Here is a 14,236-nt window from a genome sequence, read left to right as displayed (position 1 = left end):
CAATACAATTAACAGCCACACAATACGCATGGAAAACGAACAAAATTACTACCACAGATGGATCAGTATTAATCAACATTTGTCTGTCCTGTTAAGAAATTACCGGCTGGGCAATATGTCTTTTGTGCAGAACACATTTCAATACATCAGGCAGGAATGGCTGTATCAGGATGATTTGGCTGAAAGCTTTGAGAACCGGCTGATCAGAAGAAATCACTTTTCTTCCCAAAAACTTCACAAGCTTGACAGCCTACTATCCAACGAACCCCAAAACCTGCACTTCACCAAAAGCAACAGACAGGTCATACTGGAGATCAAATGGATAAGCGACCAGATGGACGGGATGCTTCATCATCTGCAAAAGAAATCGGTATGCCTGCAGCCCGTTAAGATTTAAGTATAGCTACAATGAAAATAGTATTACTGGTTATGACCAGCATGTTATGTCTTCAGTCCATGGCTCAGGATACAGCTCCGGTCACGTATTCGATGACTGAAGATTCATTGGTAAAACAGCGTTTTATTGACAGATATGAAAATGTATTTATGACCAAAGTGCCGACACGGCATATGTTTAAAGTTGGGCTTGAATTCTATCCGCTTGGTCGATTTGAATTTGGCGGATCCGGAATGCAAGCCGGTTGGCTCACTGCTGGTTATGAATTTAAGTTAACTCCTTCTGTTTCGCTGGGAGCAAACATTAAAACTACTGGTGGTTGGATATCCAGCTCGGGCTGGCGGGGAAACCTGGCAGCAAGTTTTCAGGGACGCTGGTATTTCGATATGAACCGCAGGATCGCCGAAGGCAGAAGTGCCAACAATTTTAGCGGTAATTATCTGGCAGTTATCGCAGCAAATAACTGGGATAACTATTACGCCAACCGAATGAAAATAGGTGTCGAATTTGGACTGCAAAGAAGGTTTCTTAACAATGGGATACTTGATTTCGCAGCGGGGGTATATTACCACGATAATCCACACAGTTACACCACTGGCTACCGAAAAATAAACAATTTTGAAATTTCTACAAGAACGACATTGGGCTTTGCTTTTGGCGACTGGAAAAGAGCAGGAACCATGCCGGTATGCGATGTATTCCGCTGCGACGATGTGGTGCACAGTCAATGGAAAGTCTTTTGGCCAACTATAAAAATAAGCCATATCACAAGCGTGTCACTTGGGCTCGCTTACGAGAGAAAACTTGGTAATTCCCCGGTTTCAATCAACACACAGATATCGGGTGATTATCTCCGTATGGCTTTTACATCCTTGTTTAACTCAGAAGTTTATAAATCTAACTTTTCTCAATTTCGGTCGTCGGTACAAGCCAGATATTACTTTTTGCAAAAACGCAGCATCCGCAAAGGACGTGGTGGAAATAATTTATCTGGTTTTTATGCAGGTCCTGCCGCTGACTACGTCTACTTCCATGATAGTAATTATATAAGCAAACGACATTTGGGTACAGGTTTTACATATGGATATCAGCAAACGCTATTCCGCAACGCATTTATCGACATCTCCGGAACCCAGAGTTGGAATTTGATAAGAAATCAGCCTGGTACAAAGAGAATGGGGTCATTCAAGGTTGGCTTTGGTTTAACATTCTGATCAATTCTTCAAAATCAACACCACACCTGCCACCAGTAAAACAGCACCTGCCAAACGGGGAAGTGTAATTTGATGCTCTGCAAAACCCTGTAAACCAAAGTGATCAATCGTCATCACGGTTGCCATTTGTCCGGCAATTACCAGGCACATCATATTGGACGAACCTATTTTACGGACGATAAAAATAACGGTGATTACATAAAATGCGCCGAGTGCACCACCGAGAAAGCGTGTTGGGGGTATCTGTTTGAAGTCACTGATTTTAGGAACCGGATCCTGATTGAAGCAGGCAAATACGATCAGCAATATAACAAGTCCCACAAAAAAAGAAGAGACGCCTGCCAATATGGGATTGTTGATAGATTCCCGGAGTTGCGCGTTCACACCCGATTGAACTGCATTAGAAATACCGATCAGGAAAGCAAGAACAAGAAATATCCAGTTCATAAAGATGGGGTTATAGGTAATGAAGCAGCAAATGTATTGCTAATTTTTCAGTTCCTTCACCTCATCCGGATCCACGCTTTTATAATGCCCATATACACGTAAAATGATCGCCAACGCCACAGTCACTTCCGCTGCTGCTACTACAATTACAAAAAGTGCAAACAGTTGTCCGCTCAATCGCTCAGGATCGTGCCGGCTAAAAGCAATCAGGTTGATATTAACTGAATTCAGCATTAGCTCAATACCTAGCAGAATCCCTATAAAATGCCTTTTGGTGATAGATATAGCCAGACCTATACAGAACAATGCTGCAGCAACAAATAGATAATGTTCGAGAGGTATGGTATTCATCAGGCAGGATTTCGGTTTAGAGCAAGATAGGCAGCACCCACTAATGCGACTAACAACAATATGGCAGCAATTTCGAAAGGCAATAAATGGCTTGTCATCAGTTCGACCCCAATCGTACGGATCGTAGAGTTAGTATTGATCACCTCGCCCTGCATTTTAAAGCGGGCATCAATAATGATATAACCCAAAAACAAAAACATACCGGAACCTATGAGAAATCCGGCCACCCCCCGGGAAGTGAGTACCTCCACTTTGTTATGAATTTCCTGCTCAGATTGCCTTACAACCTTTTGGGTAAGCATAATACCAAAGATCAAAAGCACCAATATCCCGCCTACGTAAACCATGATCTGCGTCACGGCTAGGAAATCTGCACCCGCCAAAACATACAGGGCGGCTACACCAAGAAATGCAAGAAATAGCGCAAAAGCCCCATAAATGAGGTTTTTTGAAAATAATATAAAAAGTGCCGACACTATGGCAAGGACTGAAAAGCTATAAAATGCAACTGCTTCCATCAATATGAATCTGGTTAATCCTGCTTAGGTTTGGGCTTCATCGTTGGACGAAAAGCTGGCTTGGCTTTCACCTGCTCATCAGGATTTTCAATACTACTTTCATTTGCTTTTTCCTCCGAATCCGTTGCTTCCGCTTTTACTTCTTCGGTAGGAGCTACTTTCGGCTTCATCGTCGGGCGGAAAGCCGGTTTCGCAGCTACTGGCTCTACACGTACCTCTGCTGCTGATTCCTCCTCAATTTTAGGAGCAGCTTCAGCCTTCGGCTTCATTGTCGGACGGAAAGCTGGTTTCGCAGCGACTGGCTCTACAGGTACTTCTGAAGTTGTTTCCTCCTCAACTTCAGGAGCAGCTTCAGCCTTTGGTTTCATCGTCGGACGGAAAGCTGGTTTAGCGGCAACTGGCTCTACACGTACTTCTGCTGTTGGTTCCTCCTCAATTTTAGGAGCCGCATCAACCTTTGGCTTCATCGTCGGACGGAAAGCTGGTTTAGCGGCAACTGGTTCCGCAGGCACTTCCGCTGTTGGTTCCTCCTCAATTTTAGGAGCTGCATCAGCCTTTGGCTTCATCGTCGGACGGAAAACTGGTTTAGCGGCAACTGGTTCCGCAGGCACTTCCGCTGTTGGTTCCTCCACTTTCGGTGCAACATCAGCCTTCGGTTTCATCGTCGGACGGAAAGCTGGTTTCGCGGCAACTGGTTCCGCAGGCACTTCCGCTGCTGGCTCCTCCTCAATTTTAGGAGCAACATCATCCTTCGGCTTCATCGAAGGACGGAAAGCTGGTTTAGCGGCAACTGGCTCAGTTGGCACTTCTGGTGCTGATTCTTCCTCAACTTTCGGAGCAACATCAGCCTTTGGTTTCATCGTTGGACGGAAAGCTGGTTTCGCGGCAACTGGCTCTACAGGTACTTCCGGTGCTGATCCCTCCTCAATTTTAGGAGCAGCTTCAGCCTTCGGTTTCATTGTCGGACGGAAAGCTGGCTTCGCGGCAACTGGCTCTGTTGGTACTTCTGGTGCTGATTTTTCCTCAACTTTCGGAGCAGCATCAGCCTTCGGTTTCATCGTCGGACGAAAAGCTGGTTTCGCGGCAACTGGCTCTACAGGTACTTCCGGTGCTGATTCCTCCTCAATTTTAGGAGCAGCTTCAGCCTTCGGTTTCATTGTCGGACGGAAAGCTGGCTTCGCGGCAACTGGCTCTGTTGGTACTTCTGGTGCTGATTTTTCCTCAACTTTCGGAGCAGCATCAGCCTTCGGTTTCATCGTCGGACGAAAAGCTGGTTTCGCGGCAACTGGCTCTACAGGTACTTCCGGTGCTGATTCCTCCTCAATTTTAGGAGCAGCTTCAGCCTTCGGTTTCATTGTCGGACGGAAAGCTGGCTTCGCGGCAACTGGCTCTGTTGGTACTTCCGATGCTAGTCCTTCCTCAACTTTCGGAGCTGCGTCTACCTTGGGCTTCATTGAAGGACGGAAAGCTGGTTTCGCTGCTATTGGTTGCTCAGCTGTTTCTGCTGTTGATTCTTCCTCTGTTCTAGGCGCAGCTTCAGCTTTCGGCTTCATCGAAGGCTTAAACGGAAGTTTTGGAGCAAGTTTCTTTTCTGATTCGATTGGGAGTTCAGTATCTTCTGCTTTCGTTGTAACAGGTATAACCGGTTTCCTTGGCTGGAACACAGGTTTAGCAGGAGCAACAGGCGTTTCTTCCTTCGCTTCAACTTCCTCGGTTTTAGGCTTAATAGTTGGCTTAAATGCAGGCCTTGCTTTTGGAGCTTCCGCAGGTGCAGCAGTAGCACCAGCTTTCTGTGCTGCTTTTAACGCTTCCTTCTCTTTCTGGAATTGTTCGAGCAACATCCGCTTTTCGTCGGCTTGCTCAGCTGTCAGATTTGCATAATTATAAACCATATCCCTCACATCCAGCTCGCTGTAGTCGAAGGTTTTGGTCATTGTAAGACATTCTGTAGGACAAACAGTCGTACACAATCCGCAATAGCAGCATTTAGCCATATCTATATCGAATCGCGCAGCATACAGACGAATCGGCGATCCGTCGGAAGCTCTGCCTACCTCTTCAATTGCCTTAATGGGTTCAATTTCAATACAATCAACAGGACAAACCTTCACACACTTGTCGCATACAATGCAGTCATCCATCTCATTGTGAAGCCTGTAACGCCCGTTGTCAGGGATCGCTATAGGCTCCTTCGGATATTGCATCGTGACAAGCCCTTCCTGTAGATCAAAAAAGTTGTCCGATCGGATATCTGTTTTAGTACGCCTCCGGGTAGCTTTCAGCAAGTGACGTAAAGTCAGTTGCATGCCTTTAACCGTGGTACTAATCCCTTCTGATATATTTTTGAAGTATGTAGACAATGTTGGTACGCTCTCGTAATCGGTGCACAATTGTTCCTCCGGACCATCTGTCTGCTCTCTTTTAAAAGAAAATAATGACAAAAACAGCCTATTACAAAGATAGACTAATCCGGTTAAAAACTTACTTTTCTGCAAATACTCCTTCCAGAATCTCTACCATTTCTTTCTGGACAGATTCCGTTTTGTCGGCGATATACCAGCGCTGGATATCTTCAACAAACTCTTTCAGGCTTTTAGCAGGATTTGCTTTCTGTTGCAGCATCAATTCCTGAGCCCCCGCAGGCCTTGGTCCCCAAGTAAAAAGCTCATTAAATTCATGATCAACCGCAATCAGTTTTGGAATCGAACGACCACCATTGGTGAGGTACGCATCCATCAGTTCAGGATTTTCATCTCTCAACAACAACTTCACTGTAATCGAAGGATTCGAAAGTGCCGCAGCTGCCAGCACAGGAATATTCTGTGCAGCATCACCACACCAGGCTTCGGTCAGGATATACCAAGTTTGCGGAACGCTGATCTGGCCTACCATCTCTTTCAGTTCTTCACTAATAGTCACTTTTTTATTCAACCTCTGCATCCGTGCCAGGTTGAGCTTTGTATAATAACTCAGATCGTCAGACTGGTTCGGACCTGTTGTTCTGTTTTCAGCAACAACTTTTTCCATCAACAACATATAATCGGCATAGGAGTAAGCCGATTCTGTAACCGGTAAAGTGAATAATTCTGCTACGTTTTTCATTGGGTAATTGCTTTCAAAGAAAACCCGCCAGGCAGCAATTCAGTTCATACTTTACGGTTCAAATACGTGCTGTAATCAATCTGACTGGCAACATATTCTTCGTCCATCAAAGGTGAAGTGAACATGAAGTCGGCAGTGGCGCGGTTAGAAGCTACAGGGATATTCCAAACCACACATAGTCTCAGCAATGCTTTCACATCAGGATCATGCGGTTGCGCTGACATCGGGTCCCAGAAAAAAATCAACAGATCAATTTTCTCCTCTGCGATCATAGAACCTACCTGCTGGTCGCCCCCGAGTGGGCCGCTCAGCAACCTGATCACCGGCTGATCTAGCGTTTCTTCGAGTAATTTCCCTGTGGTGCCTGTTCCATACAGCTCATTTTTCGCCAGCATCTCGCGATTTGCATAGGCCCATTCCATAAGCTCCGCTTTGCGATTATCATGAGCAACAAGGGCAACCCGTTTTCTGGGATGTATATTTCTGAAGTTTATCATAAAGTCTATAATTGATATAAAAAGCGAAAACCCGCTTTCAGATTCCGACAAGATAATTCAAATATTCTTTGGCCAGTCCGGTACGATCAAAATGTTCTTTCACAAATGAAAATCCATTTTCTCCCTGAATCCTGAGCTGATTCCGATTCTCGCTGTAATAGAGAATTTTATCTACTAGTTCAGCAGGATTTCCCGGGTTTACAAAAGCTCCCGCATCGGCCTCTTCGATCAATTTTCTTGATATGCCGTCGATCACCATCAGTACAGGTTTTCTGCAAGACAAATAATCAAAGGTCTTATTGGAATAAATGGTTTTGAAAACCTCATTTTTTTGCAGAACTGAAATTCCCATATCAGCGGACAATATATACCGAAAGGCTTCACTTCTCGGAATTTCATCTATAAAGTGGATATTTCTCAATTTTCTATTTGCCGCATCAGCCATGAGGTCCTCTTTTTTTTCACCATCACCTATCAGAAGAAATTGTATGGACTGATCTGCTAATCTTTCGGCTGCGTCCAAAATCTGGGTGAGATCATTGGCGATTCCGTGCGCCCCGACATACACAATGGTGAACATGTCATCCATGCCATACTTGTTTCTGAATTCAGGTATATTCATTTCCCGACTGATGCCGTTTGCCAGTTGAAAGTCGGCACCATTTGGAATGTAAATAATTTTAGAAGAATGCACCTTTTTCTTCTCAGTCAGATGTGTGCGAAATGCGGGTGTCAGCACATTAATCAACCTGGCTTTTTTGTAAAGCAGGTTTTCAAGCCAATAGGCCAAACGAATAGCCAGTGTGTTTTTCAAAACCCCTGTTTCAATCGCCGACTCAGGCCATAAGTCCCGCACTTCAAACACAAACGGAATGCCCTTCCACCACGACAACATCAAACCTGATATACCTACAAACAAAGGCGGCGATGTCACAACAATGACTTCATAATGCTTTTTTGCCAGAAAAACGCCTGCTAAAATGGACGATATAGTAAATGAAATAAAACCGGCAAGCTTATACAAAAACCCTCTCTTCGCGTTACTAACATCGAAACACCGGATAACTTCGACTCCATCTTTATTCGTTTCCCTGTAAAACCATCTATCTTTTCGCACTCTACTCTGCCCGCCCATATAATGCGCCATCCCAGCCAGAACAGTGACTTCGTGACCTGAAGCTACCCACATCCGGCTCATTTCATTCCAGCGGGCACCTCCACCCCTATCGTCTTCCAGAAAAAACTGATGAATAAGTAAAATCCGCATAACTACTCTGGCTTATGTTGATAATTTGGGCTCAATGATTGTTCTGATGAGCCTGCCCTTTGTACGGAAAATAATCTGTTTTGTCTCTTCCTTTTTCCCATAACTCTCCGCATACCAGCCCGACACTATTTCTGGCATAAGGGATACCTGATCAGCATCACAGGCGGTAATTTTGAATTTCTCGAAAAATGCCTGCGACGGATTCCATATCTGGTTCATATATAATTCGCCGGGAACATTTTCCATTCTATCCTCAACCAGCCAACAAAATTCACCTTTCTTCTTTAGCACCCTTCTTTGATGTCTGATGTGTTTTCCCAACTTCCAAAATCCTTCAAACCAGCCTTCAAATTCAAAATCCTCATGTCCTTCTTTCCATCTTCCCTCACCTTTACCAATCCAGTTGTACCAGATAAATCCGGGACCTTTCAGCATTTGATCATAATTTCCTGGCATTACAGTGTTGTGAGATTTTGTTCCTGCAAAAAATTGATTGTCCGTGTCATTTGAATTGTAGGAATACGTACCGGCATCACGCAGGATATTTTCTCCGTCGACCCAAATATCCAGATGCAAATTGTCGCATTGAAACGGCCTGTGCCTGTAAGTAGCTGAACGGATAAATGTGCGAGTAGTGGCATCTCTTAAAATGTGATATCCACTCAGCGAAAGTGGCCCGGTTGCAGCAACCGGAATTGATCTGACTTTTGGCAGATCCGGATTACCAATCCAGAAGCTTTCTTCATTCCATGCACCGACTCCGTATCCCGATTCTATTTCCAGTAAACCTGCCAAAGCTTCAAGTTGAGGGCGATAGTCACGGAAGTGGCATTCTGTTAATGGGAAAAATAATGCTCCGTCGTTGTTTCCGAAATTGGAAAGCCAACCGGTATTCTGATCTTGAAACGCCTTTAGAAACAATACCGAGGTTTTTGCCTTTTGATATACTGTATCGGACCAAGACTCCTGATTCAGCTGTGCCAATCGTATTGCAAGTGTCAGTAATTGTACTGCCACGCGATGGTAGTTGAACGAAAACTGAATATAGGCTCCGTTTTTATCAATCTGATGCGCTATTTCCCTTTCGAAAACTGCTCTTCCTTTTTTCTTCCATTCGTCACGCTCAGGGAAAAATGGATATAATAATCCGGTAAGATAAAGTCCCAGACTCTCCGTTAGTATGTGATTATTCCGGACAGTAATGGCAGAAAAACTGATATTATCAGCCACGTGTTGTATTTGTTGCCGGATACTATGCATGATTTTATCAAAACGGGATTCCGTCAGCTGATCGGAATGTTTGTAATACTGAAGTGCAAAAGTCCAGTTCATGACTCTCAAACTGATTTCCTGACTGCATACCCAGTTCGGACCGCAGTTAACCGGATTGTAGTCAATCCAGTTTCCTATTTTATCAAAAACCCATTCCGACTGATCCATACCGGAGTAAAAATCATATCGGATCAAATCATACACGAAGGTAAAGCGCGAAATTTCCCATACATATTTGATGTCTCCCGACTTCGGATCCATTGTTTTGATCCTGCTCCAATGATCTGTTGCGCTATATCGATACCCTGTTTTGGGATTCGTATGCCAGTCTGAGAAAGGAATCCATTCGGCGGAAAAATAGCGCATTTGACCACCTTTGATATATTCAACACGTGCTTTCAGATTATCGGGGCAATATGCATATGCTCTCTTTTCTAATTCATTATTGAAAACATACTGAACCGGCAACTTCCTCCAGTCATCCAGAGATATATAGTTTCTCTCATTTTGATGACGCGGGAACTTCAGAATCAACCACCCTGAATAGCGTTGCAACGCATATCCTATTTGGAACAGCACGTAACGCAAACCCATATTCCGGATCATCTGAAATAGCCGCAGTTTCATATGTCGAAAACATTGATATGGCTATTCGACTCACAGTCAACAACAATGTAACATTATGAGAAAATGAAAAAGGACCCATCCACGTCGGACAGGCCCTTTCTAATTACTATGGCGAAATTATTTTTTATGTTTCCGGCTTTCAAAGCATACCGGAATTCCGATTATATCTTTTCTATTAAAGCCTGGTTACCGAATCATCAACCAGCTTAGTCCATTCCGGCAGTTCAGGAATACCTGGCTTACGTTTTCCAAAGAACTGATTAAACATCACTCCGTCTTTGTCGATCAGCTCAATACCTGTTACCAATCCTGCTTCACTTGGTTTTTTCACTACCCATGCCTCATCAATCGCATCCTGGCGCAGGTGCAGATTGAACTCCGGATCCATGATATTTAACCATGGTCCCATTACAAATATCTTATTGATCGGTCCGGTGTGAATCTGAATACAGTTAGGATTAGAAACAAAAACCATAATAGGTACCTGTGTTTCCGAAGCATTGTCGAACACCGCTTTCATACTTTCAGGGGAAATCCGGTATGCATGCCCTTCCGGCGCATTTCTCAAAGCCTGCTTGCGAGTCAGTTTGTATTTTCTCAACAATGTGAAAAAATCGTGGGTATCCTTCAGTTCAAGCCATTCTTTCTGGAATGCTGCTACATCAATGTCAGGTGCCGTCTCAGGCTCAGGAGCTTTCTCTGCTTTCGGAGTAATAACCAATGAAACGCCCTGATCTTCAGATTTGTATTTTTCTACCAAAGCTTCATACGCAGCCTTATCACTTTTTTCAGTAAGGTAAATTTTATGGGCGGCTTCACCGGCACTGTTAAAAAACTGCAGGCTCTGACGCTCATTTTCATTCACTGCAAAACCAAATTTCCAGTCTCCAACGAACAATCGGAGATCTATATCTGGTCCCAATGCCAAACCAACGTGGTTATTGAAAGATACATTTTCATAAACACCCTTGCGCTCATGAACAACATGATCATTACGCGTAAGCGCCATTACGTGGCCGAGAGTTCCCACTTCTTTTAACAATTCCCTGAAATCGCCGTGCAACAAGACCACATTTTCTCCCAGTCCGGTAGCAACCAATTCTGCTTCAGTTGTACTTAATTCGCGGGCAGCGTCCCTGATTCTCGTTTTCGGGTTTTGTTCCTTAAAGTTTGCCCAAATTTGTTTCAGTCCGCCCTGATCTGTTTCGAGGATTGTTTTCATAGTGAATTGTTGTTTTCTGATGTTATGTGTTCTTTTTTGTGATGGTTATATCCCGGTAAATCGGAGTTACCGATATCAGGAACAATGATCGGGAAATGGGTATGATCCGGCTGGATCAGCTTCACCGACAGCCCGAAACTGTCTTTTATGTTTTCAGGAATTAATACTTCTTCTGGAATCCCCGAGGCGAAAGCTTTTCCATCTTTCATAATCAGAACCTGGTCTGCATACTGCAACGCCAGATTAAGGTCGTGAACAACAGCGATCACGCCATATCCTTTTGCCGTCATTTCTCTGGCCAGCCTGAAGGTTTCATACTGGTGCAGAAGATCCATACCGGTAGTAGGTTCATCAAGAAGTATCAGACCGCCATCAATTTCCCAGATTTGTGCAAGCGTACGGGCCAATTGCACCCGCTGCTGTTCTCCTCCGGAAAGCGTAGGAAACGATCTGTTTTTGAAATGTGCTATACCTACTTTCTGAAGACAGTGGTCTACAATAGCCAGATCGCGGTCGGTTGGTTGCGAATCGTAAAATGGATAACGCCCCATCAGCACGATCTCTTCTACTGAAAAAGCCAGCGTAATGGAATTCTGCTGAGCCAGTACTGCCCGCTTACGCGCTAACTCAGAAAGTTTATATCTGTCAAGATTTTTTCCGTGCAATTCGATAGAACCAGAAGTAGGCTTATGTTCCCTGGAAAGCAGTTTCATCATGGTTGATTTCCCCGCTCCGTTCGCTCCAACAATTGCCCAAAACTCTCCTGCATTCGCACGAAAGCTTACGTTATGGATCAACTGCCTTCCTTTTACGCCGAAATTGACATTGTTTACCTCTATCATACCTTCCGTCGTTTTTGATCCCAGAGAATATATAAGAAGAACGGCGTTCCGAGAAGAGCTGTGAGTATTCCGATCGGTAGTTCGGATGGCGCTACAATTGTGCGCGAAATGGTATCAGCCAATGTCAATACAATCGCACCTCCCAATGCCGATCCGATCAGTAATGTTTTATGATCAGGCCCGAAAGCGCTGCGGATGATATGGGGAACAACCAGTCCTACAAAACCAATAGTACCGGCAACTGCTACTGATGCACCTACACCCAAAGTCGCCAGCACCACTACTTTTCTTTTCAAAACAGTCATATTCACTCCCAGTGCCGCCGCCTGACTTTCACCCAGCACGAGTAAATTCAACGCTTTTGACAAATAAGGCATAAACACTACCGAGCAAAAAACGAAAGGAGCAACTGCCATTACGGATGTCCAGTTGGCACCTCCAAGGCTTCCCAAACTCCAGAATGTGATCGATCTTAACTGTTGGTCGGTGGCCATGTAGGTCATCAGGCCTGTTAGTGCACCCACAAAAGCATTGATGGCAATTCCGCACAATAACATGGTAGTCATCCCGCCTTCTCCGGTCAATCTCGACAATTGATAAACAAGCAAAGTGGTAAGTGCTGCTCCTACGAATGAAGCAATGGAAAGTGTATAAGCCCCTCCCACTTCACTGATAATACCAAGGAATTTTACATTGAGCATAATTACAAAAACAGCAAACAGCGATGCTCCCGAAGTAACACCAATCAAAGCTGAATCTGCGATGGGATTTCGGAAAAGACCCTGCAGAGAAGCGCCCGCAATACCGAGGCCTGCGCCTACTAATATAGCCAGGCACACCCGTGGCAGTCTGATTATCCAGAATACGAGTGATTTTTGTTCGTCATAAGTTGGCGTATCGATAAGCCCCAATTTGAAAGCAATAATCTCACCAAGCTCTCCGGGAGTAATGCTCAGGGCACCCACAGAAGCAGAAAACACCGCACTAACCAAAAGTGTGCCCCCCAAAATAAGTGTTACCCAGAATATCTTTGTTTTCCTTTTGACCGGAGCCGATGGAATAACACATGCCGTGTCCGGCTTATTTACAACCTGCGCCTGCATGTCACTTAATTTTTTGTGCCAATTCTATCGCTGCCCTCCCAAGTCTGGGTCCGAAGCCTGTTAGAAACTGCCCGTCCATCGTCACAATCTTTCTGTTCCTGCCCGCATTGGTATTGGCGATACCCGGTACCTTAAGAAGTCCATCTGTACCTTCCAGACTTTCCAGACCACTCGAAAATAAAACCAATACATCGGGATTGGCAGCCAAAAGAGATTCAGCAGTCAACGGTTTGAAATCAGAAAAACCCTGAACAGCATTTTTATTTCCTGTCAGAGCAAACATTTTATCAAGCGAGGTTCCGGTCCCGGAAACCATCAATGTACCTGTACCCCTGGCATATATAAACAGCAGCTTTTTAGGCGCAGCAGGTTTGGCTATTTTATTCAAATCCGCCTCCAGTGATTTCACCATTTTCTCAGCCTGAGATTTGGCGTTGAAATAAGCACCCACTTCGCGAATCAGCTTGATTGCGCCTTCTCTGGAATATTCATGTTTGAATTCCACCACTTTTTTCCCGCTGCTGTTTAACTGTTTTAACAACGAAGGAGAAAGCATACTCTGATCCGTATAAATAATCACATCAGGATTCAGCGCAATAATACCTTCAGCAGCAATTGTACGGTTGTGCCCGATTTTAGGAATTTTTGAAAGCGATTCGGGATAGGTACTTGTTACATCCACACCAACGAGCTGTTTTTCGAGCCCAAGCCCCGCAATGATCTCACTCAGTGTGCCGTTCGCCGATACAATTCTCAGCGTCTTCCCGGCAACAACGCTTTCTGACAGACACAAAAAGAATGCAAAAAGGACAGCTAATACTTTAAACGAATTCTTCTGAAACATAGGGTACGAAATATTTACTGCTTACTTATTATGAGCAAAAATTTTGTCGACCTCCATGACCAATAACGTTTCCTGAAATAAACCTCTCACCTCTTCCAGCTCATCCTCACTGAATGACAACATGAAATTAGGAATGGGTGAAGGGAACAAAATGCTCTTTCCGTTAGGCAAAGGAGCATCCAGTGCATGGATATGTTGCTGGTCGTAGAGTACAGCATGGAAGCCATTCAACCCATCCTCGGTGAAGATGAAGAGAAAGTTTCCAAACACGAAGTTGTAGTGATCACAGCAGTTGCACTGGCCAATGTAACCATTAGGAGACTGGCTTAGAATACGTAATTTGCTATATGAATGCGAAGAATCCTGCATAATAATCTTTCAATAAGATAACATTAAGACAATTTCAATAACCGGAATTTTATTTCGCCACTACTTCTGTATTCGCAAATATAAGTTATTTATTTAGACCAAGTATAAACAGATATGAAAAATACTTTTGTTTCATCTTTTGCCATCAGGCGCCGGTAATTGTT

Annotated in this window: 15 protein-coding genes; 2 read left to right on the top strand and 13 right to left on the bottom strand. The window is 44.2% G+C overall.

Annotated features, from left to right (window positions below; all coding sequences use genetic code 11):
• Positions 1 to 28 precede the first annotated feature (28 nt).
• Positions 29 to 397: a hypothetical protein gene (locus DSL64_RS19970; protein WP_115832704.1), complete on the top strand. Its 369-nt coding sequence runs from the start codon at positions 29 to 31 to the stop codon at positions 395 to 397.
• Between the two features lie 11 nt (positions 398 to 408).
• The gene (locus DSL64_RS19965) at positions 409 to 1,611 is read left to right on the top strand and encodes a hypothetical protein (protein WP_147300388.1); all 1,203 of its coding nucleotides are present in this window, start codon (positions 409 to 411) and stop codon (positions 1,609 to 1,611) included.
• Here the strand turns inward: DSL64_RS19965 and DSL64_RS19960 are convergent, their stop codons facing one another.
• The 13 genes from DSL64_RS19960 to DSL64_RS19895 form a co-directional block, all read right to left on the bottom strand.
• Complete coding sequence (locus tag DSL64_RS19960; RefSeq protein ID WP_115832702.1) at positions 1,612 to 2,058, bottom strand: DMT family transporter; 447 nt, start codon at positions 2,056 to 2,058, stop codon at positions 1,612 to 1,614.
• Between the two features lie 39 nt (positions 2,059 to 2,097).
• Positions 2,098 to 2,409: an NADH-quinone oxidoreductase subunit NuoK gene (nuoK, locus tag DSL64_RS19955; RefSeq protein WP_115832701.1), complete on the bottom strand. Its 312-nt coding sequence runs from the start codon at positions 2,407 to 2,409 to the stop codon at positions 2,098 to 2,100.
• Positions 2,409 to 2,927: an NADH-quinone oxidoreductase subunit J family protein gene (locus tag DSL64_RS19950; protein WP_115832700.1), complete on the bottom strand. Its 519-nt coding sequence runs from the start codon at positions 2,925 to 2,927 to the stop codon at positions 2,409 to 2,411. Before DSL64_RS19950 ends, nuoK begins: the two co-directional genes overlap by 1 nt.
• 14 nt (positions 2,928 to 2,941) lie before the next feature.
• The gene (locus tag DSL64_RS29315) at positions 2,942 to 5,368 is read right to left on the bottom strand and encodes a 4Fe-4S dicluster domain-containing protein (RefSeq protein ID WP_229217158.1); all 2,427 of its coding nucleotides are present in this window, start codon (positions 5,366 to 5,368) and stop codon (positions 2,942 to 2,944) included.
• A gap of 40 nt (positions 5,369 to 5,408) precedes the next feature.
• The gene (locus tag DSL64_RS19935) at positions 5,409 to 6,029 is read right to left on the bottom strand and encodes a thioredoxin family protein (RefSeq protein ID WP_115832698.1); all 621 of its coding nucleotides are present in this window, start codon (positions 6,027 to 6,029) and stop codon (positions 5,409 to 5,411) included.
• A gap of 44 nt (positions 6,030 to 6,073) precedes the next feature.
• Positions 6,074 to 6,526 carry a methylglyoxal synthase gene (locus tag DSL64_RS19930; protein ID WP_115832697.1) on the bottom strand — a complete coding sequence of 151 codons (453 nt, stop codon included), beginning with the start codon at positions 6,524 to 6,526 and terminating at the stop codon, positions 6,074 to 6,076.
• Positions 6,527 to 6,563: 37 nt separating this feature from the next.
• On the bottom strand, positions 6,564 to 7,793 hold the full coding sequence (locus DSL64_RS19925; RefSeq protein ID WP_115832696.1) for a glycosyltransferase family 4 protein: 1,230 nt from the start codon (positions 7,791 to 7,793) through the stop codon (positions 6,564 to 6,566).
• Between the two features lie 12 nt (positions 7,794 to 7,805).
• A complete protein-coding gene (locus DSL64_RS19920) occupies positions 7,806 to 9,692 on the bottom strand; it encodes an alginate lyase family protein (RefSeq protein WP_115832695.1) in 1,887 nt (628 codons plus the stop codon).
• Positions 9,693 to 9,867: 175 nt separating this feature from the next.
• Positions 9,868 to 10,914 carry a hemin-degrading factor gene (locus tag DSL64_RS19915; RefSeq protein ID WP_115832694.1) on the bottom strand — a complete coding sequence of 349 codons (1,047 nt, stop codon included), beginning with the start codon at positions 10,912 to 10,914 and terminating at the stop codon, positions 9,868 to 9,870.
• Entirely contained in the window at positions 10,911 to 11,756 is an 846-nt protein-coding gene (locus DSL64_RS19910; RefSeq protein WP_115832693.1) for a heme ABC transporter ATP-binding protein, read from the bottom strand. The genes DSL64_RS19915 and DSL64_RS19910 overlap by 4 nt, the downstream gene beginning before the upstream one ends.
• Positions 11,753 to 12,859, bottom strand: coding sequence for a FecCD family ABC transporter permease (locus tag DSL64_RS19905; RefSeq protein ID WP_115832692.1), 1,107 nt, complete (start codon positions 12,857 to 12,859; stop codon positions 11,753 to 11,755). The genes DSL64_RS19910 and DSL64_RS19905 overlap by 4 nt, the downstream gene beginning before the upstream one ends.
• Before the next feature lies 1 nt (position 12,860).
• On the bottom strand, positions 12,861 to 13,703 hold the full coding sequence (locus tag DSL64_RS19900) for a heme/hemin ABC transporter substrate-binding protein (protein ID WP_115832691.1): 843 nt from the start codon (positions 13,701 to 13,703) through the stop codon (positions 12,861 to 12,863).
• Positions 13,704 to 13,724: 21 nt separating this feature from the next.
• Positions 13,725 to 14,072, bottom strand: coding sequence for a DUF6686 family protein (locus DSL64_RS19895; RefSeq protein WP_115832690.1), 348 nt, complete (start codon positions 14,070 to 14,072; stop codon positions 13,725 to 13,727).
• Positions 14,073 to 14,236 lie beyond the last annotated feature (164 nt).

Origin of the sequence: Dyadobacter luteus, assembly GCF_003383615.1 — a bacterium.
In the GTDB taxonomy this organism is placed as follows: Bacteria; Bacteroidota; Bacteroidia; order Cytophagales; family Spirosomataceae; genus Dyadobacter; species Dyadobacter luteus.
The sequence above is the reverse complement of the archived record's forward strand: the minus strand, read 5'-3'. Positions and strand labels throughout refer to the sequence as shown.